Annotated in this window: 20 protein-coding genes; 8 read left to right on the forward strand and 12 right to left on the reverse strand. The window is 44.3% G+C overall.

Translation table 11 applies throughout. The annotated features are described in order from the left end of the window. Window positions 1–148: 148 nt before the first annotated feature. Window positions 149–1,738 (reverse strand): peptide chain release factor 3, encoded by a 1,590-nt coding sequence (prfC, locus tag NP165_RS10640; RefSeq protein WP_257083937.1) that lies wholly within the window; start codon window positions 1,736–1,738, stop codon window positions 149–151. A gap of 217 nt (window positions 1,739–1,955) precedes the next feature. On the opposite strand from prfC, the gene NP165_RS10645 reads away from it, so the two are divergent. Further along, window positions 1,956–4,007, forward strand: a complete 2,052-nt coding sequence (locus NP165_RS10645; protein ID WP_257083938.1) for a putative bifunctional diguanylate cyclase/phosphodiesterase — start codon at window positions 1,956–1,958, stop codon at window positions 4,005–4,007. 15 nt (window positions 4,008–4,022) lie between these two features. Here the strand turns inward: NP165_RS10645 and rimI are convergent, their stop codons facing one another. The 6 genes from rimI to rlmE all read right to left on the reverse strand — a co-directional run bounded on the left by rimI (window position 4,023) and on the right by rlmE (window position 9,955). Next, window positions 4,023–4,469, reverse strand: coding sequence for a ribosomal protein S18-alanine N-acetyltransferase (gene rimI / locus NP165_RS10650; protein ID WP_257083939.1), 447 nt, complete (start codon window positions 4,467–4,469; stop codon window positions 4,023–4,025). Between the two features lies 1 nt (window position 4,470). Then, window positions 4,471–4,869, reverse strand: coding sequence for a DNA polymerase III subunit psi (locus tag NP165_RS10655; protein ID WP_257083940.1), 399 nt, complete (start codon window positions 4,867–4,869; stop codon window positions 4,471–4,473). A gap of 151 nt (window positions 4,870–5,020) precedes the next feature. Continuing rightward, window positions 5,021–6,361, reverse strand: coding sequence for a phosphoglucosamine mutase (glmM, locus tag NP165_RS10660; RefSeq protein WP_257083941.1), 1,341 nt, complete (start codon window positions 6,359–6,361; stop codon window positions 5,021–5,023). A 16-nt stretch (window positions 6,362–6,377) separates the two neighbouring features. Continuing rightward, window positions 6,378–7,214 carry a dihydropteroate synthase gene (gene folP / locus NP165_RS10665; RefSeq protein ID WP_257083942.1) on the reverse strand — a complete coding sequence of 279 codons (837 nt, stop codon included), beginning with the start codon at window positions 7,212–7,214 and terminating at the stop codon, window positions 6,378–6,380. Between the two features lie 53 nt (window positions 7,215–7,267). Continuing rightward, window positions 7,268–9,217 (reverse strand): ATP-dependent zinc metalloprotease FtsH, encoded by a 1,950-nt coding sequence (ftsH, locus tag NP165_RS10670; protein WP_257083943.1) that lies wholly within the window; start codon window positions 9,215–9,217, stop codon window positions 7,268–7,270. Window positions 9,218–9,325: 108 nt separating this feature from the next. Then, window positions 9,326–9,955: a 23S rRNA (uridine(2552)-2'-O)-methyltransferase RlmE gene (gene rlmE / locus NP165_RS10675; protein WP_257083944.1), complete on the reverse strand. Its 630-nt coding sequence runs from the start codon at window positions 9,953–9,955 to the stop codon at window positions 9,326–9,328. Window positions 9,956–10,068: 113 nt separating this feature from the next. Between rlmE and yhbY the strand changes: the two genes are divergently transcribed. Continuing rightward, the gene (gene yhbY, locus NP165_RS10680; RefSeq protein WP_257083945.1) at window positions 10,069–10,365 is read left to right on the forward strand and encodes a ribosome assembly RNA-binding protein YhbY; all 297 of its coding nucleotides are present in this window, start codon (window positions 10,069–10,071) and stop codon (window positions 10,363–10,365) included. A gap of 75 nt (window positions 10,366–10,440) precedes the next feature. Here yhbY and greA read toward each other — a convergent pair whose 3' ends face one another. Next, on the reverse strand, window positions 10,441–10,914 hold the full coding sequence (gene greA, locus NP165_RS10685; RefSeq protein ID WP_257083946.1) for a transcription elongation factor GreA: 474 nt from the start codon (window positions 10,912–10,914) through the stop codon (window positions 10,441–10,443). 536 nt (window positions 10,915–11,450) lie between these two features. Here greA and NP165_RS10690 point away from each other — a divergent pair. Further along, window positions 11,451–12,491 carry a porin gene (locus tag NP165_RS10690; RefSeq protein WP_257083947.1) on the forward strand — a complete coding sequence of 347 codons (1,041 nt, stop codon included), beginning with the start codon at window positions 11,451–11,453 and terminating at the stop codon, window positions 12,489–12,491. Window positions 12,492–12,594: 103 nt separating this feature from the next. Further along, window positions 12,595–14,031 carry a serine-type D-Ala-D-Ala carboxypeptidase gene (gene dacB, locus NP165_RS10695; protein WP_257083948.1) on the forward strand — a complete coding sequence of 479 codons (1,437 nt, stop codon included), beginning with the start codon at window positions 12,595–12,597 and terminating at the stop codon, window positions 14,029–14,031. 78 nt (window positions 14,032–14,109) lie between these two features. On the opposite strand, the gene tyrS is transcribed toward dacB, so the two are convergent. Further along, window positions 14,110–15,297 (reverse strand): tyrosine--tRNA ligase, encoded by a 1,188-nt coding sequence (gene tyrS, locus NP165_RS10700; RefSeq protein ID WP_257083949.1) that lies wholly within the window; start codon window positions 15,295–15,297, stop codon window positions 14,110–14,112. Window positions 15,298–15,426: 129 nt separating this feature from the next. On the opposite strand from tyrS, the gene shyC reads away from it, so the two are divergent. Continuing rightward, window positions 15,427–16,713, forward strand: coding sequence for a peptidoglycan DD-endopeptidase ShyC (gene shyC, locus NP165_RS10705; protein WP_257083950.1), 1,287 nt, complete (start codon window positions 15,427–15,429; stop codon window positions 16,711–16,713). 53 nt (window positions 16,714–16,766) lie between these two features. On the opposite strand, the gene NP165_RS10710 is transcribed toward shyC, so the two are convergent. From NP165_RS10710 to erpA, 3 genes are all read right to left on the reverse strand, one after another. Further along, the gene (locus NP165_RS10710; protein WP_257083951.1) at window positions 16,767–19,886 is read right to left on the reverse strand and encodes an efflux RND transporter permease subunit; all 3,120 of its coding nucleotides are present in this window, start codon (window positions 19,884–19,886) and stop codon (window positions 16,767–16,769) included. A gap of 11 nt (window positions 19,887–19,897) precedes the next feature. Beyond that, window positions 19,898–20,980: an efflux RND transporter periplasmic adaptor subunit gene (locus NP165_RS10715; RefSeq protein WP_257083952.1), complete on the reverse strand. Its 1,083-nt coding sequence runs from the start codon at window positions 20,978–20,980 to the stop codon at window positions 19,898–19,900. A 187-nt stretch (window positions 20,981–21,167) separates the two neighbouring features. Then, window positions 21,168–21,509, reverse strand: a complete 342-nt coding sequence (gene erpA, locus NP165_RS10720; protein ID WP_257083953.1) for an iron-sulfur cluster insertion protein ErpA — start codon at window positions 21,507–21,509, stop codon at window positions 21,168–21,170. A 256-nt stretch (window positions 21,510–21,765) separates the two neighbouring features. Here erpA and hemL point away from each other — a divergent pair, with 256 nt between their 5' ends. From hemL to rsmC, 3 genes are all read left to right on the forward strand, one after another. After that, window positions 21,766–23,058 (forward strand): glutamate-1-semialdehyde 2,1-aminomutase, encoded by a 1,293-nt coding sequence (hemL, locus tag NP165_RS10725; protein WP_257083954.1) that lies wholly within the window; start codon window positions 21,766–21,768, stop codon window positions 23,056–23,058. Between the two features lie 270 nt (window positions 23,059–23,328). Further along, window positions 23,329–24,414, forward strand: coding sequence for an AI-2E family transporter (locus NP165_RS10730; protein WP_257083955.1), 1,086 nt, complete (start codon window positions 23,329–23,331; stop codon window positions 24,412–24,414). A gap of 70 nt (window positions 24,415–24,484) precedes the next feature. Continuing rightward, window positions 24,485–25,507, forward strand: a complete 1,023-nt coding sequence (rsmC, locus tag NP165_RS10735; RefSeq protein ID WP_257083956.1) for a 16S rRNA (guanine(1207)-N(2))-methyltransferase RsmC — start codon at window positions 24,485–24,487, stop codon at window positions 25,505–25,507. Window positions 25,508–25,580: the final 73 nt, after the last annotated feature.

Consider the following 25,580-nt stretch of genomic DNA (forward strand, 5'->3'; position numbering starts at 1 on the left):
GTGACTAAGGTAAGTTCATTGTTAATACTCAAAATAGTTGGAGCTATAGCAAGGCAACGAGCGAATCCGGCCCCAGGAGCATAGTACGCTATGTGACTGGGGCGGATGAGTGAAATTAACGCAGCTAAAGCTTCAAATATGCAGAGTATTAGTGTTCGCGCGTCGCACGGAACTCAACATCTGGAAAACGTTCTTTTGCAAGATTCAAGTTAACCATCGTTGGTGCGATGTACGTTAGGTTATCACCGCCATCTAGTGCTAAGTTACTTTGGTTCTTACGCTGGAACTCATCCAGTTTCTTACCATCTCCACATTCAACCCAACGAGCTGTTGCTACGTTAACGCCTTCGTAGATTGCTTCAACGTTGTATTCTGACTTCAAACGAGCCACAACTACGTCAAACTGAAGCACACCTACCGCACCAACGATAAGGTCGTTGTTTTGTAGCGGACGGAACACCTGTACTGCGCCCTCTTCTGATAGCTGAACCAAGCCTTTTAGTAGCTGCTTCTGCTTCAATGGATCTTTCAGACGAATACGACGGAACAGTTCTGGCGCGAAGTTAGGAATACCCGAGAACTTCAGTGACTCACCTTGGGTGAAGGTATCACCTATCTGGATAGTACCGTGGTTATGTAGACCAATGATGTCACCTGCGTAAGCGTGTTCTGCACGAGCACGGTCACCCGCCATAAAGGTTACTGCATCAGAGATACTCACTTGCTTGCCTAGACGAACGTGGTTCATCTTCATGCCTTGCGTGTAAGTCCCCGATACGATACGCATGAATGCGATACGGTCACGGTGTTTTGGATCCATGTTTGCTTGGATTTTGAATACGAAACCAGAGAACTTCTCTTCTGTTGCTTCAACATCACGCTCAACCGCTTGACGAGTTTTCGGCGCTGGTGCCCATTCAGTCAGGCCATCTAACATGTGGTCAACACCAAAGTTACCCAATGCAGTACCGAAGTACACTGGCGTTAGTTCACCCGTTAGGAATAACTCTAGGTCGAATTCAGGACATGCGCCCATCACCAACTCAAGCTCTTCACGGACGCTTTCTGCTAGGCTTTCACCGACTTTTTCGTCGAGCTCTGGGTTATCCAGACCTTTAATGATACGAACTTCTTGAATCTCATGACCGTGGCCAGATTCGTAAAGAATCGTTTCATCACGGTGAATGTGGTACACACCTTTAAACTCTTTACCACAGCCGATTGGCCATGTGATAGGTGCGCACATCATACCCAGTTCGTTTTCTACTTCGTCCAATACTTCCATTGGATCACGAACGTCACGGTCAAGTTTGTTCATGAAAGTCACGATTGGTGTATCACGCAGACGTGTAACTTCCATCAGCTTACGAGTACGATCCTCGACACCTTTTGCCGCGTCGATAACCATCAAACACGAATCCACTGCCGTTAGAGTACGGTAAGTATCTTCCGAGAAGTCTTCGTGTCCTGGGGTATCAAGTAGGTTTACCAAGCAATCATTGTAAGGAAACTGCATCACAGAAGTGGTTACCGAGATACCACGTTCCTTTTCCATTTCCATCCAGTCAGATTTAGCGTGCTGTGCATTACCACGGCCTTTTACGGTACCTGCTTTTTGGATAGCGTTTCCGAATAAAAGTACTTTTTCAGTGATGGTTGTTTTACCCGCATCCGGGTGCGAGATAATGGCGAATGTTCTACGTTTAGACACTTCGCCCAAAAAAGCTGTATTTGACATCAAAAGTTCTTCTTCTGTCTGGTTACCAGAAGGTAAAAATCAGTTAACCTTTCGCTTCTGGGTGTTCGATTCAATTTTGCGCGGTATTCTCTCTTATATTCACTTAAGGGGCAACTTCCACAGTAAAAATGCCAGCGTATCAAAACGCGGACTATGGATGGAACAACACGTGAGCGCCCAGCGATCCGATAAAGAAACCGAGGAACGGAATATAGTTATGCTGAAAAGTAGCAAAATAAACTCTCTCGCCTTTCGCCAAGCGAAAACTGTATTTTTTGTCTCGGTACTTCTTGGAGTGTGCTTTGGCCTTTACCATATTGTGGTGGATTTGCATCAAGAGAAAAACAGAATTGAAGAACACTATCAGTTTAAGCTCATGCAAAATTACTCAAGCGCGAGTCTTGCCGCTTATCACTTAAGTCCTTTATTAGCCGATCAGGTCGCAACAAGCTTAATGATTGACCAAGGCATTTATAAAGTGGAAATCATTGATAACTTCGGGGAAGTCTTAGCCCAAAACTCTCGTCAAGTTTCACCTTCCAGCCCTTTGGTAACGTTGCTTTCAGACTTCCTCATACCTGAAAAACCTATATTCGAGATAGAACTGCACCAACCAAACTCGCACATTAACGTCGGTCAACTCGTTTTTTCGATCAATGGCAACAGCATCGCCAAAGATTTTTTGGCAAAAACCAACACCATTTTGCTTTTTGACCTATTTAGGAATGCGATTCTGACGTCAATTTTGCTGCTTTTCTTTTACCACAAAATGTCGAAACCTATCGTTACACTAAGTAACTGGGTGAACGCACTGCACAACGGTAAAAATGAAACGCCTCCACCCGCACTTCATCGTCGTGATGAACTGGGCACTTTGGCTGTATCTTTTCACAACCTTTTTAAAGATAAAGAAATCGCCAAGCAGAAACTCAACAAACTCGCTTACTACGACCCTCTTACTGGTTTAGCTAATCGTAGTCTATTGCTTCAATTACTTTCTGGTGCGGTGCAAAAAGCAGAGCAAACGGATCAAAATGGTGCACTTTTTTACCTAGACTTAGACCGATTTAAAACCATCAATGACTCTCTAGGACACACGATCGGGGACAAGTTAATACAAGCTGTGTCTCTGCGCCTGAAATCATGGCTAGACGATAGATACACAGCAGCACGCATAGGTGGAGATGAGTTTGTCATCCTGCTTCCTGACACGTCAAAGGAACAAGCTTTAGAACAAGCCCAACAGCTAATGTCAGTCATCTCCAACCCATACTCCATCGACGGACATCAACTCTACTGTACGGCCAGTGCTGGTATCACGACTTTCCCCTCTTCTGGCTCTAGAGACATCGAATTTTTGCGTCAGGCCGATACCGCACTATATAAAGCGAAGGCAAAAGGAAATAATAAGTTTGTTCTCTACCATCCAAAAATGCAGGCTCAAATAGAATCTTTCCTAGAAGTAGAAAGAGGGTTGCACGAAGCGTTAAAGAAAAATCAGTTAGAGCTGTACTACCAACCGCAAGTGAATCGCGATCATCAAATCGTCGGTGTTGAAGCGTTAATACGCTGGAATCACCCTGAAAAAGGCGTTTTGCCTCCGGGACTTTTTATGCCGATTGCAGAAGAAACGGGGCAGATATTACAAATAGGCAACTGGATCATTGAACGCGCTTGCTTCCAATTTTCTGAATGGCAAAAGCAGGGCGTTTTACCTGATACTCTACAAAGAATTGCCATCAACATTAGCCCACTGCAATTTTCACAAGACTCGTTTGTCGATCATATTAATGAAGCGCTAGAACAAGCGGGGATTAGTGGCAAAAACATTGAGTTAGAGATAACTGAAAGCCTGCTTCTGGATAATATGGACAGCGCAATCAAAAAAATGGAGCTGTTGAAAGAAAAGCACATCAAGATTTCTATCGATGATTTTGGGACAGGCTACTCTTCGTTAAAATACCTAAAGCACTTGGCTGTTGATGTATTGAAAATCGATCGATCATTTGTCACACAGCTACATCTAGATACTACTGACCAAGCCATTGTCGATGCCATCATTATGACAGCCAAACGGTTAAATCTCGATGTGATCGCTGAAGGCGTGGAAGATGTTAATGAACTCACTGTTTTAAAAGCAATGGGCTGCTATCAATTCCAAGGTTACTTATTTGATAAACCACTGCCAGAACAAGAATTGCGGAAACGATTTGCAGAAAACTACTACCACATCGAAGAGACTCACTTAATCACTTCCATCAATATCTAAGCGCAACGTTTTAATCTAAAAGAAGATGTAACTCATGATGATTGCATCTTCTTTCCCATTCGTTGTTGGGTAGTAATTCCTTCGTCTATCGACTTCGTTAAAACCCATGGATTCATATAAGTCAAAGGCCTTAGCGTTGCTTTCCCTTACTTCCAACCACGCACTTTCTGCGCCTAGGCTCTCACACATCTCAATAAAGGCATCGATAAGTTTTCTTCCATAACCTTTACCTTGATACATAGGATTAACCGCGATATTAAGCAACGTCACTTCTCCTACAATGTTTTGCGCGTAGAAGTAGCCTAGGATCTGCTCTCCCTCAACCAATACATGGTGACAGGCACCGCGTGAGTTTACATCGCGGATCATTTTGTTTGACCAAGGATGTGAATGCGCTTGTTTTTCAATAAGCCATACTTGGTCTAGGTGGTTTTCGTTTAAAGGTAAAATGGTCAGTGACATATTATTGATAAGAACAGATTTGTTGCCAAAGCGCTCGACGCTGCTCGTTATTGCCATCAATTTGACTGAGTTTCAAAGACGTAAGCATGTTGGCATTCGCCACCGCTAACGCTTCACAACCAGCAAACCATACCCACTTCAGTTGATGCTCAGTTAATTGGCTCAACTGTTCAGGGTAAATATGACGAGCTTCATCCAACGATAAGTGAATACTCTTCAAAACACGCTCAAACAATAAAGTGATGTCTTTTTGAGGGTATTCAGGCGAGACCAACAATACTTTACACGACTCAGGCAGCTCCAACCCGGGTACTTGATAACCCTGTAGTCTCTCTGGGTGAATCAGCTCATAGCGCTGAATTCCCATCTCTTGTAAATATTGTGCTTGGTGTTGTGGCATAAGGAATCATAGATGGTTAGAACAGGCCGATCCTAACACAAAAACTCAAAATTAACGGCGTAATTTACCATCTCAGATAAGCGAAAGTGGAAAATGGAATAATCGTTGGCGTTGTTATCACCACAACGCCAACGTTCAAAATGCAGGAAGATTAGAAGCTTGATTTCACTGCTTCTGCAATTTTAAGAGCAGATGCTTGTACCAGTGCCGCATCTTCACCTTCTACCATGACACGAATTAGAGGCTCCGTACCTGATTTACGCAGCAATACTCGACCTTTGTCACCCAGCTCGGCTTCTACTTCAGCAACAGAAACTTTTACCGCGTCGGCTTCGAGTGGATTTGAATCACCAGAGAAACGGACATTCTCAAGCACTTGAGGGTACAGCGTCATGCCTTGAGATAGATCGTACAAAGACATATCACTGCCCACCACAGAGGCAAGAACTTGCAACGCAGCAACAATCGCATCACCAGTCGTGACTTTATCGAGTAGAATCACATGGCCTGAATTCTCAGCTCCAATTTTCCAACCTTTTGATATCAGTTGCTCCATCACATAGCGATCGCCCACTGCAGCACGTACAAAAGGAATTCCTAGCTGCTTAAGGCCGTTTTCCATACCAAGGTTGGTCATTAGTGTCCCCACTACGCCACCTTTTAGCTCACCACGACGTAAGGCATCTCGCGCGATGATGTAAGCAATCTGGTCACCGTCAACTTTGTTACCCAGATGGTCAACCATGATGATTCGGTCGCCGTCACCGTCAAAAGCCAAACCTAGGTCCGCTTGCTCGTCGATGACACGTTTTTGCAACGCACGTACATCTGTCGCACCCACTTCATCATTGATGTTTGTACCATTCGGCTCAACACCCATAGTGATCACTTCAGCGCCTAACTCAGAAAAGACCGCTGGCGCAATGTGATAAGTCGCACCATGGGCACAGTCAACAACGATTTTCAACTCACCGAGGCTAAGTTTTGACGGGAATGTGCTCTTACAGAATTCGATATAACGTCCAGCAGCATCATTCAATCTTGTCGCCTTACCAAGCAACGCAGATTCAACGCATTCAATCTCTTTGTCCAACTCGGCTTCAATAGCAAGCTCGACCTCATCAGGAAGCTTCGTCCCTTCCGAAGAGAAAAATTTGATGCCATTGTCAAAATAGGGGTTGTGCGATGCCGATATCACAATCCCTGCCTCTGCGCGGAAGGTTTGAGTGAGATACGCAACCGCTGGCGTCGGCATTGGACCTGTAAATGTGGCTTTAAGCCCTGCAGCAGCCAATCCAGCTTCTAAAGCAGATTCCAACATATAACCTGAAATTCGCGTATCTTTACCGATAATCACTTTCTTAGTGCCCTGTTTCGCCAGTACACGACCTGCAGCCCAGCCAAGCTTTAGGACGAAATCAGGAGTAATTGGATATTGGCCAACCTTGCCACGAACACCGTCAGTACCAAAATAGCGTCTTTTATCAGACATGAGTTTTCCTTTATTTTTATCTTAAGTGGTTAGCGTTAACCATCATAACCACTTTCATCGCATCTAATGTTTGCTCAAAGTCGTGAACACGTATAATTTGTGCGCCTTTCATCGCTGCAATGGTAGCGCAGCTAACACTGGCCGCAGCACATTCTGCCGGGGCTTTATCCAGTAGTTTGAAAACCATCGACTTTCGAGACATACCAGCAAGAAGCGGTAAACCAAATTGGTGGAAGTCTTCTAGATGAGCCAGCATATGATAATTGTGTTCGATCGTTTTACCAAACCCAAAGCCAGGATCAAGGATAAGCTGCTCTCGCTTGATGCCAACAGCTTCACAGGCCGCAATCCGCTCCTGCAGAAACTCACCGACCTCTGTCATTAGATCGCCATATTGAGGCTCGTTTTGCATGGTTCTAGGTTGTCCTTGCATGTGCATCAGACAAATTGGCAAACCGGCTTCCGCTGCCACTTCAAGCGCGCCCGGTTCTTGCAGTGCACGAATATCGTTAATGATATCCGCTCCCACTTCCACAGCTTGGCGCATCACTTCCGCTTTACTGGTATCAATCGAAATCCATACGTCGTATTGCTCACGAATCGCTTTAATAACTGGAACTACACGTGCAAGTTCATCTTCCTGGCTCACTTCAGGCGCACCTGGACGAGTCGATTCTCCACCAATATCAATGATGGATACTCCAGCGTCTATCATGCGTTTCGCTTGTGCCAGTGCGTTATCGAGAGAGTTAAATTTACCACCGTCAGAGAAAGAGTCAGGGGTAACATTGAGAATGCCCATCACTTGAGGTTGCGACAGGTCTAGAGTTTTGTTGTTTGCTGCAATTATCATATTAAAAATACAAAAACCCCGAGTTGCCCCGGGGTTTAATCTTAAAAAACGAATTATTCAGAATCTTTCTTCTCTGGCGCTTCGCTAGAGCTTTCTTCTGACCCTTTAACTTGCTCAGTTTGAGTTGGCTTTTGCTCTGCAGGCTCATCTTCTTTCGCAGTTTGCTTGTTGCTTGGGTTATCTCCCCAACCGGCAGGCTCACGAATGTCTGATTTGCGCTCCATCAAGTCATCAATTTGACCCGCATCGATAGTCTCATATTTCATAAGAGCATCTTTCATTGAGTGCATAATATCCATATTGTCTTCTAGGATTTGTTTCGCGCGCTCATAGTTGCGGTCGATAATTTGACGTACTTCGTCATCAATCAGCTTCGCTGTATCATCTGACATATGTTTAGTCTGAGTAACACTGCGGCCAAGGAACACTTCACCTTCATCTTCAGCATAAAGTAGCGGACCTAGTTTTTCAGAGAAGCCCCACTGTGTCACCATCTTACGAGCAATTTCGGTTGCGCGTTCGATATCGTTAGACGCACCAGTAGACACTTTTTCTGCACCATAGATAAGCTCTTCTGCAAGACGTCCGCCGTAAAGGCTTGAAATCATAGACTCAAGATGCTGACGAGACATACTCACACGGTCTTGCTCTGGTAGGTACATTGTCACACCAAGCGCACGACCACGTGGGATGATTGAGACTTTGTATACCGGATCATGCTCAGGAACCAAACGACCAACAATTGCGTGACCTGCTTCGTGGTAAGCTGTTGATTCTTTGGTTTCTTCAGACATTACCATTGAACGGCGCTCTGCACCCATCATGATTTTGTCTTTCGCCAGTTCAAACTCGACCATAGAAACGTTGCGCTTATTACCACGCGCAGCAAACAGTGCCGCTTCGTTAACTAGGTTCGCTAGATCCGCACCAGAAAAGCCTGGTGTACCACGTGCAATCAACGATGGCTCTACATCACCAGCAAGAGGAACTTTACGCATGTGAACTTTAAGAATCTGTTCACGGCCGCGGACATCAGGAAGACCAACCACAACTTGACGGTCAAAACGACCAGGACGAAGTAACGCTGGATCTAGAACGTCCGGACGGTTAGTTGCAGCGATAACAATAATGCCTTCGTTACCTTCAAAGCCATCCATCTCAACCAGCATTTGGTTTAGTGTCTGTTCACGTTCGTCGTGACCACCACCAACACCTGCGCCACGCTGGCGACCTACGGCATCGATCTCATCGATAAAGATGATACATGGTGATGCTTTTTTCGCTTGCTCGAACATGTCACGCACACGAGACGCACCAACACCCACGAACATTTCTACGAAATCAGAACCTGAGATAGTAAAGAACGGTACTTTTGCTTCACCAGCAATGGCTTTTGCCAGTAGCGTTTTACCTGTACCTGGAGGACCAACCATCAAAACACCAGTCGGAATTTTACCGCCCAGTTTTTGGAATCGGCTTGGGTCACGCAGGTAATCAACCAGCTCTTTCACATCTTCTTTTGCTTCATCACAACCTGCGACATCAGCGAAAGTTGTCTTGATTTGCTCTTCGCTCATCATACGAGCTTTGCTCTTACCAAAGGACATAGCGCCTTTGCCGCCACCGCCTTGCATCTGACGCATGAAGAAAATCCAAACGCCGATCAGTAAGATCATAGGGAACCATGAAATGAAAATTGTACCTAGTAGGCTTTGCTCTTCAGGAGGCGTGCCTTGTACTTTCACGTTTTGATTAATCAGGTCATCTAGAAGCTTTTGGTCGTAGACCGGCATGTAAGTAACATAACGCGCGCCGCCGCCACGACGAGTGAAAGTAATCTCACCGTCTTTAAATGTTGCTTCCTGAATCTGGCCTTGGCCAACTTCCTGTACAAATGTAGTGTAATCAACCGCTCTGCCGTTACTTTCACCAGGGCCAAAGCTCTGAAATACCGACATTAAGACTACAGCGATCACAAGCCACAGAATTAAATTTTTTGCCATGTCACTCAAGGTGTCAGCCTCTCGATAACTAATTGTAATTAAAAGGTAGGGTACTACAGTTTATTAGCTGTAGCTAGATTGTTAACTGCTTCGAAAAAAACCAAATAGTTAACCTTTGTAACCAGTGGCTACAATATAAACTTCTCGAGAACGTGCTCTTGAAGAGTCTGGTTTACGAATTTTCACGACTTTAAACATGTCGCGAACATCTTTTACGTACTGATCAAAGCCTTCGCCTTGGAACACTTTAACAGCAAAGCTACCATTAGGCGCAAGAACTTGTCGACACATATCTAATGCTAGCTCCACAAGGTACATCGCACGAGGTTGATCGACAGATAAATTTCCTGCCATATTAGGAGCCATGTCTGACATTACCACGTCAACCATATTTGGTTGAATTCGCTCGAGTAGTGCCTCTAGCACCGCCTCTTCACGAAAATCCCCCTGAAGGAATGCTACACCAGCAATAGAGTCCATTGGGAGGATATCACACGCAATAACTTGACCTTCATCACCCACAATTTTTGCGGCATATTGAGACCAACCACCCGGAGCAGCGCCTAAATCGACAACTGTCATACCCGGTTTTAGCAGCTTATCTTTGTCTTGGATCTCTTCGATTTTGAAAATGGCACGCGAACGATAGCCTTTTTTCTTGGCTTCATTTACGTATTTATCATCAAAATGCTCTTTCAACCAACGGCCCGAGCTCGCTGAATGTTTTTGTTTGCTCATTTGATTCCTAACAGATAGAGGGACCAACATACCCAATAAATTATAGTCTTCAGGGATAGATGGCGTTAAAATGGTATTTTTCAACCCTTATATTAAAGAAAATTGGCCGCGTAATGAACCTAAGCACCAAACAAAAACAGCATCTAAAAGGCCTAGCGCACAGTCTAAAACCTGTTGTGCTTATGGGCGCAAATGGACTTACTGAAGCTGTTCTAGCGGAAATCGAGATTGCTCTGAACCACCATGAGCTAATCAAAGTGAAAGTAGCATCTGAAGATCGCGAAACTAAAAACCTGATTATTGAAGCAATTGTACGCGAAACCGGCGCAGAGAAAGTTCAAGTAATTGGCAAGACTTTAGTTCTATTCCGTCAAACAGATGAACGCAAAATCGAACTGCCACGTAAATAATACGGACTTTGCTGTAAGTTACGAACATTAAAAAGGTCGCAATCGCGACCTTTTTTGATTCTCGATACGCTGCGCTTAAATGTAGTTTACGCGATCAATTTCGAAGTCGCGTTCGCCACCTGGTGTTGAAATCAAAACCTCATCACCTTCCATTTTGCCAATAAGTCCGCGTGCGATTGGTGAACTTACAGAGATACGACCCGCTTTGATGTCCGCCTCATCCTCACCAACGATTTGGTATGTTTTTTCTTCTTCCGTATCGCAGTCAATCAGAGTCACTGTCGAACCAAAGATAACCTTACCCGTGTTGTCCATTTTGGTCACATCAATCACTTGTGCAACCGACAGTTTATATTCGATATCACGGATTTGAGCTTCACAAATACCCTGCTCCTCACGAGCTGCATGGTACTCTGCGTTTTCCTTTAAATCACCTAGCTCACGCGCTTCAGCAATGGCTTCAGAAATCTGTGGGCGAAGCTTTAATAGTTTGTCTAGTTCTTCACGCAGCTTTTGTTCACCGCGTACGGTCATTGGGACTTTTTCCATTATGTACCTCATTCCAAAGCTATCTTTGGACAAAACAAAACTACCCAATCCGACGGATTAGGTAGTCAATAAATTAATCGGTTTGTTCTAGTTTAAACAAACTTTGCTGCTAAATCATCATAAATCCACACGGCTAAGGTTTCACTTTACGGTTAGAGACTTATAAGACTGTTCCACAAATAAAATTCACTTCACGCGTCAGACAAATAAATAAAAAAACCTAAAAAAACCGGCATCCACCAAACATAGATAAAACAAAATAAAACCAACAAATACAATGATGTAACAACAAACCAAGACAATAAAACAGCGTTCATAATCCTGAATTTATATTGTTTTACTAACCAAAAAGGGAACTTTAACGTTACAACAGTGCACATCGATTGCTATATGAGCGTTCATCAATATGTTCATATTTTTGACACGGTTCAAATTTATAAACATTGATAGACGCGAGCAATAATAAGAGCATAGCCGTGTTAAGGATGTGACTCGTAAAAAATAATGATATATGGATAGTAATTAGGATATATAAGATGAACAAGACTTTGATTGCTCTAGCAGTTTCAGCTGCAGCAGTGGCAACTGGCGCAAACGCGGCAGAACTTTACAACCAAGACGGTACTTCTCTTGAAATGGGAGGTCGTGCTGAAGCTCGTCTATCTCTAAAAGATGGTAAAGCAGAAGACAAATCACGCGTACGTCTAAACTTCCTAGGTAAAACGCACGTAACTGACAACCTTTACGGTGTTGGCTTCTACGAAGGTGAGTTCACTACTGATGAACAAGGTGGCGTAGATGACGACAACGATCTAAACACTCGTTACGTATATGCTGGCTTAGGTGGTGCATTCGGTGAAGTAACTTACGGTAAAAACGAAGGTGCCCTAGGTATCATCACTGACTTTACCGATATCATGGCTTACCACGGTAACTCTGCAGCAGACAAAATTTCTGTAGCAGACCGTACAGACAACATGGTTTCGTACTCAGGTAACTTCAACGACCTAGATGTAAAAGCAAGCTACCGTTTTGCTGATAGAAACGATGAAACAGCAAACACTGAAGGCTACATTGATAACGAGCAAGATGGTTACTCTCTATCTGCTACTTACGCTGTTGCTGATACAGGACTAAAACTAGGTGCTGGTTACGCTGACCAAGACAAGAACAACGAATACATGGCAGCAGCATCTTTCTCTATCTCTGATCTATACATCGCTGGTGTATTCACAGATGGCGAAAAAGATTTCGATAAGATGTACAACTCTACGAATGCTTCAAAAATTGGTAGTAAGTTCTCAGGTGTACAAGACTACACTGGTTACGAATTTGCAGCAGCTTACACGCTAGGTCAAACTGTATTCAGCACTACCTACAACAACGCTGAAACTGGTGATGACACATCAGCCGAAAATGTTGCAGTAGACGCAACTTACTACTTCAAGCCTAACTTCTTCGGCTACGTATCTTACAACTTCAACTTGCTAGATGCAGGTGACAAGCTAGGTACAAGCGTTGTTGGTGCGAAAGGCGCTGAAGACGAACTAGCACTAGGTCTACGTTACAACTTCTAATTATTGATTTAGTATCATATATGAAAACGCCTGCTTTATAATAGCGGGCGTTTTTTTTAGTCGGTATACTTAGTGTCACGTACTGTTTATCATACTCATCACTATGCAACTGACACATATTCTCTCGTTTATCTGCCTTCTTTTTTACTCTGCGTTTTCTTGGGCGTACGCACCTCTTAATGCGTTGCCAGAAGGGAATCGTGCCAGTTTATTGGTTGAAAACCTCGACAGTAAGACCCTACTTTCCACTCAAAATAACGATCAATACTTTCCGCCTGCAAGTACATTAAAGGTCGTCACCGCTCTCGCTGCGAAATTAGAGCTAAGCCCAGATTTTAGCTTTGAGACCCGACTAGAACAGTCTGGTAAAAACTGGGTGATTCGATTTTCTGGCGATCCAACCCTGAGCACGAATGACCTTAAGAAAATGCTGTCCAGTGCTCGAGATAAAGGTCTCAATAAAATCAATGGTGATATTTGGTTAGATAATTCGACATTTACTGGTTATAACCGAGCGATTGGCTGGCCCTGGGACATACTTGGGGTCTGCTATAGTGCCCCTTCAACAGCGATCACTTTAGATGGAAACTGTGTTCATGCCTCTATTTATACCCAGAAAGAAGGGAAGACACGCGTTTACGTACCTGAACACTTCCCGATTTACGCTTCCACTCAGGTAAAGAGCGTGACAAAATCTGAACAAGAAAGCAGTCAATGTGGCTTAGAACTGATCTCCTCTCCAGATAATCATTATCAACTTAACGGATGCTTGGTCGAACGTAAAAAGCCACTGCCGCTAAAATTTGCCGTTCAAGACCCCGAACTATACACACAGCGTATGGTTCATAGCGTGTTACGTCAGTTGGGAATTAAACTGCAAGGCAAGATCAGAATTGGCTCTCCGTCTCATGGCAACACTAAATTGCTCGCCAGTCATCACTCCGAGCCTCTTAATGTGTTGCTGGAAGACATGCTAAAACGGTCCGACAATCTTATTGCAGACAACCTAGCAAAAACACTCGGTAGAACCTTTTTTCACCAGCCAGGCAGTTTTAATAACGGCACTGCAGCCATCAAACAAATCATCTTTGCTCATACTGGAATTAATTTAGAAGCTCTTCCGCTTGTGGACGGTTCCGGTCTATCACGTAACAACCGATTTAGCAGCAAAGCGATGGCCGACATTCTTCACTATATCTGGCGCAATGATGACAAGCTCAATTTAATCGCGCTACTGCCCGTTGCTGGAGAGAGTGGGACATTAAAGTATCGTCAAAGTATGCGAAAAGAGCCGGTAGTAGGCACGATCATCGGAAAAAGTGGTTCATTATACGGTAGCTATAATATGGCTGGCTATGGACTAGACGCTTCAGGTAAACCTAATTCAGTATTTGTCCAGTTTGTTACCGATTACTTCCCACCGAAAAGAAAAGCAGGTGAAAAACCCACCGTGGCACCCATTACGAAATTTGAAACGCTCTTTTACAATGATGTAGTGAAGTTCAGCCAAGCGGCTTCTCAGAAACATTTAGGTCAGTAATTTCACACAACAAGCTCAAAGCTCAGACAACAAAAAAGCGCCCTCGGGCGCTTTTTAACGTCTTTAAGCAATTTTTTGTTACTTAACTGTGATACGTGCAAATTTACGTTTACCAACTTGGAATACGTAAGTGCCTACCTCTGGTGCAAATTTCGCGTCTTCGACTTTTTCACCTTCAATCTTAGCCGCGCCTTGCTTAACCATGCGCATCGCTTCAGATGTCGATGAACATAGACCCGCCTCTTTAAGAATGTTGCTCACAGGCAGACCTGCGTCAAAATCAAACTCTGGCATTTCATCAGGGATTTGATTCTTAGCAAAGCGGTTCACGAACTCTTGCTCTGCTGCCTCTGCATCCGCTTCGCTGTGGAAACGAGCAATGATTTCTTTCGCTAGCAGCACTTTAATATCACGTGGGTTTTTGCCCTCTTTTACATCCGCTTTGAATCGTGCGATTTCTTCAAGTGGACGGAAAGACAACAGCTCGTAGTAGCTCCACATAAGATCATCCGAGATAGACATGATCTTACCAAACATTTCGCTTGGCGCTTCACTAATACCGATGTAGTTGTTTGCTGATTTAGACATCTTCTTCTCGCCATCAAGGCCAACAAGAAGAGGCATCATCAAGACGACCTGAGGTTTTTGACCGTTCGACTTTTGAAGTTCACGTCCCATAAGAAGGTTGAACTTTTGGTCTGTACCGCCTAGCTCTACATCCGTTTCCATTGCTACTGAGTCCCAACCCTGCAATAACGGGTACATGAATTCATGGATAGCAATAGGTTGACCGCCAGTATAACGCTTTTTGAAGTCGTCACGTTCTAGCATTCGTGCAACCGTCTGGTTAGCGGCAAGTCGAATCATGCCTTCCGCGCCAAGCTCAGACAACCACTCAGAGTTAAACTGAATCTTCGTCTTTGCAGGATCAAGAATCTTGAACACCTGCTCTTTGTACGTCTCAGCGTTACGCAGTACGTCTTCACGGCTTAGCGGTGGACGAGTAGTATTTTTACCCGTTGGGTCACCAACCATCGCTGTAAAATCACCAATCAAAAAAGTAACGTCATGGCCTAGTTCTTGGAACAAGCGAAGCTTATTGAAAATAACTGTGTGACCAAGGTGAATATCTGGTGCTGTAGGATCGGCACCCAGTTTGATGCGTAGAGGACGTCCCTCTTTTAGCTTTTCAATCAGTTCTTCTTCTGGAATAAGCTCTTCAACACCGCGCTTAATCTCGGCTAATGCAGCTTCAATGCTCGCCATTCTTGTTCACTCCCACAGATTTGGCAAAAATTTGATAGTTTGACATCTTACTTGAATAGCGATGCTTTTTGAAACCAGTTAGACTAAACGGCTAAGCATTTTTAACGAATTTTTTAAAACGGACATACGATGTTGTCGCTTTTCGCTCGACTACCATGGATTCACCGAGCCCTTATTGCCTTTTTTAGTGCCTTAATGGTGATTGCACTATTTCTTCCCGCACCACAAGATTTACGTCAGGAAGAGCGTGTCTACCAAGTGGGTAAAATTTACCCCCTTGATATCAACTACGAAGCGTTGTCTCTTCAAGAATCCCTGCCACCACTTTCTGTGCTGCGTTGGGAAACCCATACTATTGGCTCTGGCGATAGTATGGCTTTACTGTTTCAACGTGCTGGCCTCTCATCACGATTACTTTATCAACTCACCTCAACAAGTAATGAGATTGCAGATCAGTTGACCAAAGTACGCCCGGGAGACAGCTTCCAGTTTGGTTTCGATGCCGACAATAACTTATTGCAAATCAAGCGAAAGTTAAGTGCCTACGAAACCGTTTTAATTACCAAATCAGAAGATGGGTTTACGTCGAGTATTGATAAGAAAGAAGTGTCTTACCAATACAACTATGCACGTAATACGATCACGTCTAACTTCTGGAACGCAGGTGTTGGAGCCGGGCTCACTGCCAACCAAATTATGGAATTGGCAGGTATTTTTGGTTGGGATATAGACTTTGCACTCGATATTCGTAACAACGATGCGTTCGAAATTCTTTATCAAGAGAAGGTAGTTGAAGGCGAAGTTATCGGTCGAGGAAAAATCATCGCAGCCATATTTACCAACCAAGGCGAGACCTTCAAAGCCATCTTTGATGATCACACGGGAAATTATTACGATGAGAATGGCAGAGCGATGAAAAAAGCGTTTTTGCGGTCACCTCTGGACTTTCGTCGTGTCAGTTCCAACTTTAACCCGACTCGCCGACATCCCGTTACAGGTAAAGTAAGAGCACACCGAGGCACTGACTACGCAGCTCCAGTAGGGACTCCTATTTGGGCAGCTGGGGACGGCATTGTTCAAAAATCGAGTTACAACCAATTTAACGGTCACTATGTCTTTATCAAACATAGTAATACCTATATCACCAAATATTTGCACCTAACGAAACGTATGGTGAAAACCGGACAGCGAGTCAAGCAAGGGCAAACCATCGGTACTTTAGGGGGAACGGGGCGAGTGACAGGGCCACACTTACACTATGAGTTCTTAGTAAATGGTGTACATAAAAACCCTAGAACAGTGCAGCTTCCACAATCTAAATCATTGACCGGGAAAGACAAAGCGACCTTTATGGCCAACGCTGAAATCAGGCTTAAAAACCTTGAGAGATACAGTAAGCTTCTCGCAACAGATTAAGGTGTATTGACTTCAAATAGCAAATGCCCCGCGTATTCATCGCGGGGCATTTTTTATGGCTGACTTTCAATCACTTTGTCTGTGGATTCTTCAAGTTTGTGCTCTCTTCCTAGCATGAGTAAGCAGGGAGTGAGCACCAATGTTAACACCGTGGCAAACGCTAACCCACCAGCAACCGCCGTCGCAAGCTGAGACCACCATTGAGTACTTGGCGCTCCAAATTCAATGGACTGATTAATAAGATCAATATTCATTTCTAAAACCATCGGCAAGAGGCCTAAAATCGTTGTTACTGTCGTTAGAAGTACAGGTCTTAAACGTTGGACACCTGTTCTTAAGATAGCATCGCGCTTGTCTAATCCCCGCTTCCGTAGGTGGTTATACGTATCGATCAGTACAATATTGTTATTGACCACAATTCCAGCCAACGCTATCACGCCAATACCAGACATGATCACGCCAAATGGCTTGTGGAAAATAAGCAATCCTGCGAATACACCAACGGTCGAAAACAACACAGCGCTAAGGATCAGAAAAGCCTGATAGAAGCTGTTAAATTGAGTAATCAGAATCAACGCCATAAAGACCAACGCAACGATAAATGCGTTTTGTAAAAAAGCTGAGGAATTTTCTTGCTCTTCATTCTGCCCTCGAAGTTTGAATTCTGCGCTCACAGGGAGAGGCAGTTCACGTAACTCCTCATCGATTTTAGGCAGCTCTAAGGCTAAGTTGTATCCATCTTTAATATCGGCGTAAACGCTCACTATCCTATGACCATCAATTCTACGTATCGTATCTTGCTTAGGCTCTGGTTCAATACTTGAAAAATTTGTCACAGGGATCATTCCTGCTGGTGTTTTGACTTTCAGTTGCTCAAAGCGACCAATATCGCGTTTTTCTTCAGGATAACGGACCAATATATCGACTTCTTCGGTCGCGTCATCGGGCAAATAATCGCCTAACTTCAAGCCATTCGTCACAAACTGCACCGTGTTGCCAACCAGTGTAGTGTCTGCAAGATAACGCCCAGCATCCTCACGTCGAATGTCAATTTTCCAGTCGATGCCTTCTTTACTGGAACTATCACTGATATTGGTAAAGGCAGGGTATGAATCGGCCCATAGCCTAACCATCTTTGCCGCTTCATCGAGATCTTCGAGTTTTCGGGAAGACATTTCGATAACCAAGTCATGATCAACTGGAGGGCCTGCATCTGGAAACTTATATTCAATTTCTACCCCTGCATACTGATCCGTTTGCGACTTAAGTTCTTCGATGATGTCTTTTACTTTACGTCGATATTGCCAATCTACGGGGGTAATCTGAATCACACCGATTTCATCGTCCCCACCCGTTTTCGTATAGACACTTTCAAACTCATCATGGCCTAACATGATGGATTCAATGTCTCTCATAATGAGATCTTTTTCATCAATCGAGAGGTCACCATAGGATCGAACTTTGACTTGAAAAAACGGAGGGTCTACTTCTGGGAAAAACTCAACGCCTAACCCCGCCTTCACATAGGTAAAACCCACGGCAAAAGCGAGAAGAATGGCACTCATTAAAATTTTTAAAGGATGTTTGAGAGCGATATCAAGGGTAAGAAAGTATAACTTTGTAATCCCGGTCGCTTTTTCGTAGTCACCCTCATGTAGGGCTAGCATCCGTTCACGCTGAGAATGAACAACGGTTTGAGGCTTGCCTATTAGCCCACCTAATACAGGCACAAACAGCAGGGCCATCATTAATGAGGCGGCGAGTGTCGCTATCAATGTCAGCGGCAAATACTTCATGAATTCGCCAGTGACATCCGGCCAAAAAAGTAATGGAGCGAAAGCCGCCAACGTTGTCGCGGTAGAAGCTGTAATAGGCCAAGCCATTCGAGTTGCGGCATCTCGGTAAGCCTGACGTCGAGGTACTCCTTCTTGCATCCGCCTATCAGCGAATTCAGTCACCACTATTGCGCCATCGACAAGCATACCAACGGCCATAATAAGCGAAAACAACACAACAATATTAACGGTTAAGCCAAAGAGAGCGAGTACTAACAAACCTGTTAAAAATGACCCTGGTATTGATATACCAACAAGGAGTGCGGTACGGACACCTAAGATAGCAATAATAACAATGACAACAAGAATGATGGCCGACAGAATATTGTTTTGCAGATCGTTGAGCATCATTTTTACATCTTTTGACTGATCCCAAGTGTATTCAACCAATAGATTATTTGGCCAATCTTGTCTCTGCTGAGCTTCAGTGAGCACCGCTTTAATAAGAGCGACACTTTCGATGCTGTTCTCACCCGCACGCTTTTTCACATCCAGAACAATAGCTGAATCACCATCCAAACGCGCATAGCTTTCTGCATCTCGAAAGGCGCGTCTTACCGTTGCAACGTCGCCAACTGTGATAACTTTTTTGCCATCCGTTTTGACGGGAAGCTCTAGCACATCTTGTAAAGACTCAAACACCGAGGGAACTTTTACTGAGAATCTCCCATACCCTGTATCAACGAATCCAGCCGCCACCACTCGATTATTCATGGCGATCAGATTATAAATATCGACCTGATCCAATCCGTAGCTTTCCATCAACAAAGGATCAACGATAATCTCAACCGTATCTTCCCTGTCCCCAGCAATATCGACTTCTAATATCTGCTTAAAACTTTCCAACTTATCTCTGAGCTGCCGAGCAATTTGCACGATAGTCCGTTCTGGTACTGTGCCATACAAAACGACAGAGAGTGCAGGCTCTTCGGATGCTAAAGTCACTTCATTCACGATAGGCTCATCACTGTCCGTTGGCAGTTTTGGTTTTGCAAGATCCACGCCTTCCCGAACGTCTGCCATAGCTTTATTTAGGTCAACGCCAACACTGAACTCTAGCATGACCGAAGCATGTCCCTCTGACGCCGTTGATGTCATTTCCTCAACACCTTCAATAGAACGAAGCTCTTGTTCTATTGGCCGAACTAACAAACGCTCAGCATCTTGCGGGGAAATACCTTGGTGACTCACTGAGACATAAATGATAGGAATAGTAATATCTGGACTCGACTCTTTCGGAATCGTTATGTAGGTAAACACACCCGACACCAAAATAAAGAGAAGCAAAACGATCATAGTCCGAGTGCGAGACAGCGCCGCATCAATCAAAGCAAACATGTGGCGCCTCCCTACTTATCTTCTCTCACTGCGATAACTTCGTCTCCGTCTCGAACGAAGCCTTGCCCTATAGTGATGACATCAACGGTATCGCCTAACCCCGTTAACCAAACACCGTCTTTTTCCGCTTTTACCAATTGGATGGGAACAAACTTCACTTTGTTCTCTACTAAGGTTTTTACGCCTAAATTTCCAGATTCATCCAACGCCAACATTGCAGGGGTTAACTTTATTGCAGACAGCTCATTTAAGTTAAGAGTGACTTCAGCACTCATACCCGCAGGAATAGATTGCTCAGGGTTAGGGAAAATAATTTCTATTGGAAATGTGTTCGTTACAGGCGAAGAAATACGTGAGATGTAATCAACGTTTCCTTCCACTATTTCGCCTGAGATAAATTTAATGTTTGCAGATTGGTGAAGAGACAGCTCCCTGATATGCCTTTCGCTTACATCCGCTTCAATGACCAGATTCGACAGGTCGATCAGTTTCGCCACTGGATCGCCGACACCAACAAAATCGCCTCTTTCAACATACAAGTAATCCACGATACCGGTAAATGGTGCGGTGACGGACGTATTTCGCAAAGCGACGCGGGCACTCGTCACCATTGCTTTTGCTTCCACAAGAGAGGCTTGAGCGTTCGTAAACGCCACCTCCCCTTGCAACCCTTTGTTTTTCAAAGATTGCACGGCTTTATATTCTTGTTCTCTAACTTTTAATATTGCGCGAGCACGTTCAAGTTGGATCTCCAGATCGCCTTTATCAATCAGAGCAACGACCTGCCCTTGCTTTACAATCTGCCCTTTTTCGACACTAACCTGAATAATTTTTCCAGCGATCTCAGCCCCCAAGTTAGCTTGCTTATCAGGTGCTGTTCGACCATAAAGTTCTATAGATTTAAAGGTGTTGCTGGCAGTAAACGAGGAATAAACCACTTTAGCCAGTGGTGCTTTTTCAACATCGTGTTTTGGTGGAGAGTCATCCGCTTTAAGCATGCCCAAGCCCAGCCAAAGCGACAATAGACAAATGATAAACAGTGAAACGATGTAGGGACGAGCGGAGAGAAAACGCGTAATGGAAAAGTTAGCCATAACAATCCTTTGCTTATCATCAGTGCACACTAGGCAGGTAAGCTCAGGATATAAATTAACCAGTAGAATTGGAAATGGAGTGCGGAGGAATTTAGGTTAGATCTCAGTTTCTGGAATGGGTTTTCTGGAATGAGTCGGCAACCATCAAGGCAACAAAACTGCAACCTTGATAGTCACTTAGTCGAGATTACACGCTGAACGACGCACCGCAACCACAGGTTGTCGTGGCATTTGGGTTGCTCACAAAGAAGCGTGAACCTTCTAGGCCTTCAGTGTAATCGACTTGGCCACCTACTAAGTACTGTAGGCTCATTGGATCAACAACCAGTGTCACACCACTGTTTTCAATCGTTGTGTCTCCCTCGTTTACGTTCTCATCAAACGTAAAACCGTATTGGAAACCGCTACAACCGCCACCTGTGATATAAACACGCAGTTTTAGATTCGGGTTTTCTTCTTCAGCAATTAAAGCGCCTACACGCTGTGCAGCAGCATCCGAGAATGTTAATGGGATATTTACTTCGCTCACGATGACCTCTCTCAGTCGTGTAAATCCAACCGCTATCAGCAGCGATGGACCAATCATCTTTATATAATAATGGGGATTATCTAATACCTGAGTGAAGCGTTCAAGTATTCACCATCTTTCGCGCCATATTTTTATAAAATCATCAATGATCGCGTGGAAAACTGTTCAGAATGTGGGGTAAAGCGTTTTATTGTGATGGACTGGGCAGGTACAATGCGTGCCAAATTGGTCCGAGCAATCAAAAGAGGATATATCAATGACCAAATCAGCAGAACTTTATGAGAAAGCACAAAAAACCATTCCTGGTGGGGTTAACTCTCCAGTACGTGCTTTCAACGGTGTTGGTGGCGCACCTGTATTTATTGAACGTGCAGACGGCCCGTTAATTTTCGATGCTGATGGTAAAGCGTACATTGATTACGTTGGCTCTTGGGGACCAATGATCCTTGGTCACAACCATGCGGTTATCCGTGAAGCCGTGATCAGCGCAGCACAACGTGGCCTAAGCTTCGGTGCGCCAACTGAAACTGAAATCACAATGGCTGAGCTGGTTTCTGAGCTTGTTCCATCAATGGAGCAAGTCCGTATGGTGAGCTCTGGTACAGAAGCAACCATGAGTGCGATTCGCCTGGCTCGCGGTTTCACTGGTCGCGATAAGATCATGAAGTTTGAAGGCTGCTACCATGGACATGCGGACAGCTTGTTGGTTAAAGCGGGTTCAGGCGCGCTAACACTAGGTCAGCCAAGCTCTCCTGGTGTTCCGGCAGATTTCGCAAAATACACATTAACCGCAACATTCAACGATTTAGACTCCGTTCGCGAATTGTTCGCAGCCAACAAAGGTGAGATCGCCTGTATCATCGTTGAGCCTGTTGCGGGTAACATGAACTGCATTCCACCAGTGGAAGGTTTCCATGAAGGCCTACGTCAAATCTGTGACGAAGAAGGCGCTCTACTTATTTTCGATGAAGTGATGACTGGATTCCGTGTCGCTCTTGGCGGCGCTCAAGGGTACTACAACATCAAACCCGATCTTACGACTCTAGGTAAAGTGATCGGCGGTGGTATGCCAGTAGGCGCATTTGGTGGTCGTAAAGATGTCATGCAGTACATTGCACCAACAGGCCCTGTTTACCAAGCAGGCACACTTTCTGGTAATCCTGTAGCAATGGCAGCTGGCTACGCATGTCTTAACGTATTGAAAGAAGAAGGAAACGAGAAACGTCTAGCAGCAACAACTAAGCAGCTCGCGGACGGTTTCAAAGATCTTGCAGATCGCCACGGCATTCCACTGGTTGTAAACCAAGTTGGCGGTATGTTTGGCTTCTTCTTTACCGATCAAGAGCGCGTGACTTGTTATGAAGACGTCGCTAAGTGCGATATCGGACGCTTTAAGCGTTTCTTCCATTTAATGCTGGACCACGGTGTTTACCTAGCACCTTCGGCATTCGAAGCGAGCTTTACCTCTCTTGCTCACGGTAGCAAAGAAATTGAAGCGACTCTGGAAGCTGCCGATCGTTGTTTTGCAATGTTGGCAAACGAAGCTTAACCCTCATCACGAAAAAGGCTGCAATCGCAGCCTTTTAGTTTTCTTTACACACTATTGCCAGTTAATCACGACCAACAAGGCGACCAAGAGCAGTATCAACCCAACCCAAGGCACTGAGCGTTTGGGCCTGCCTGCACTGCGACAGCCTTTCTCATTATTACAACACCCCATCATTTTAACTCTTCTTTGATAACATTAGATTTTTTGCGTTGAAGACTCAGTATTTTAGCGCCATTATACTATTACAACGTCGAAAAACTGGACAAACACGTGTCAGATAAAGTCAAAATCACTTCAAATCACTGGGTACTGATAGCCGCTTTACTTGCTGCTGGATTCGCCTGTTTTCTATTAGTCGAACCCTATATCAACTCCATTGTAATGGCATTTATCATATCTCTACTGATGTTTCCCGTTCATGAACAGATAGAGCAACGATTGCCTAGTCATAAGAACCTAACCTCCCTGCTCTCGTGTATTATTCTCACTTTTATCATCGTTGTGCCACTGCTGTTTGTATTTGCGGCAATTGTCCAGCAAGGTTCTGCATTTTCGCAAAATGTTTATCAATGGGTGACCAGCGGTGGTATCCAAACGCTATTCGAACACCCTTGGGTGGTAAAAGGCCTCTCCCTCATCAATACTTATTTGCCTTTTGATTCCGTCAATCCGCAAGAAATCGCACAAAAGATCGCTAGCTTTGCGACTTCATTCGGCTCTAACTTGGTTGGAATCAGTGCCAAGGTGCTAGGTGATGCGACAACCTTCCTAATGGACTTCTTTTTAATGTTGTTTGTTTTGTTCTTCCTATTAAGAGATCACGACAAAATAATCAGCGCGATTCGCCATATCCTTCCTCTTTCACGCAGCCAAGAGGACAAACTGCTGGATGAGATCGAACAGGTATCAAAATCGGCGGTAATGGGGTCATTTTTAACCGCGATAGCACAAGGTTTTGCTGGTGGTATCGGAATGTGGCTAGCTGGCTTCCCAGGGCTTTTCTGGGGAACCATGATGGGATTTGCCTCGTTCATTCCCGTTGTCGGTACGGCGCTTATCTGGATTCCAGCTGTCATCTACCTTTTCCTAACGGGTGACAATACGTGGGCTATATTTTTGCTGATTTGGAGTATTATCGTAGTCGGCTCCATCGACAATTTACTTCGCCCACTCCTGATGCAAGGCAGTGCTGGAATGAATACCTTAATGATTTTCTTCTCACTTCTTGGAGGCTTACACCTATTTGGTCTCATTGGTTTGATCTACGGGCCACTCATCTTTGCAATCACCATGGTGCTGTTTAAAATTTATGAAGAAGAGTTTCAAGACTTTCTAGATAGACAGGATCAGAACTAACGTCGAATAACTTCAAGAATGCGGGGGATTATGAGAAAATCCCCCGTCTTTTTATCTGCTAGAGTCCACTATGTCTGCTTATATTGCACCAAGCCAAATCGCTGAAAGGCAACTTGCTTACTTTGAAGGAAAGCACGTTCTTGTTGCGGGTGAGTCTGAAGATCTGTTTCCCGTCGAACTAGTCAAACATTGCGCGTCGGTGACAGTTTTTACCACCAACTATGGCTACTATCGCCAGTTACAACCTTATCAACAGGTTAAGTCTGTTTTTGGGGCAGAGTTCACTGAAGATACACAAGCTGACATGGTATTGCTCTACTGGCCAAAAGCAAAAGCAGAAGCCGAATATTTACTTGCTATGCTAATGGCAAAACTTGGTGCAGACACAGAGATTGTTGTTGTTGGTGAGAATCGTTCGGGCGTTAAGAGCATCGAAAAAATGTTCAAACCTTACGGCCCTATCACGAAATTTGATTCAGCTCGTCGATGCTCTTTTTATTGGGGGCAATGCCAGAACCCACCTCAATCTTTCGATATGAATCAATGGTTTAAGAGCTACGCCGTCAACTATAAAGATTGCAGTCTAACGATAAAGAGCTTACCGGGCGTGTTTAGCCATGGGCAGTTTGATACGGGTAGTGAGTTGTTATTGGATACTCTTCCACCATTGTCAGGAAAAGTACTCGACTTTGGATGTGGTGCTGGTGTGATTGGCTCCGTCATGGCGATGCTAAATCCAAGTATTGAGCTTGAGATGTGTGATATCAGTGCTTTGGCAATCGAATCGAGTAAAAAAACTCTTGAAGCAAATAACCTGAAAGGCAATGTGTTTGCGTCCGACGTTTATTCAGACACTAGTGACGATTACCAATTTATCATTAGTAATCCTCCCTTCCACTCAGGATTAGACACCAGTTACAATGCAACAGAAACGCTTTTAGAGTTGGCACCTAACTACCAAAAGCCACGAGGTGAACTACTCATCGTTGCGAATAGCTTCTTGAAATATCAGCCAATTATTGAAAAATCATTTGGTAATTGCGAGACATTAAATAAGACGAATAAATTCGCTATTTACCACGCAAAAAAATAACCCGCTCACCCAGTTATTCTCAATAACTGGTTTTTTACCTCCAAAGTTTGAGTAAATTTGCGTCTCTCTGCAC

The organism is Vibrio japonicus (assembly GCF_024582835.1).
Lineage (GTDB): Bacteria > Pseudomonadota > Gammaproteobacteria > Enterobacterales > Vibrionaceae > Vibrio > Vibrio japonicus.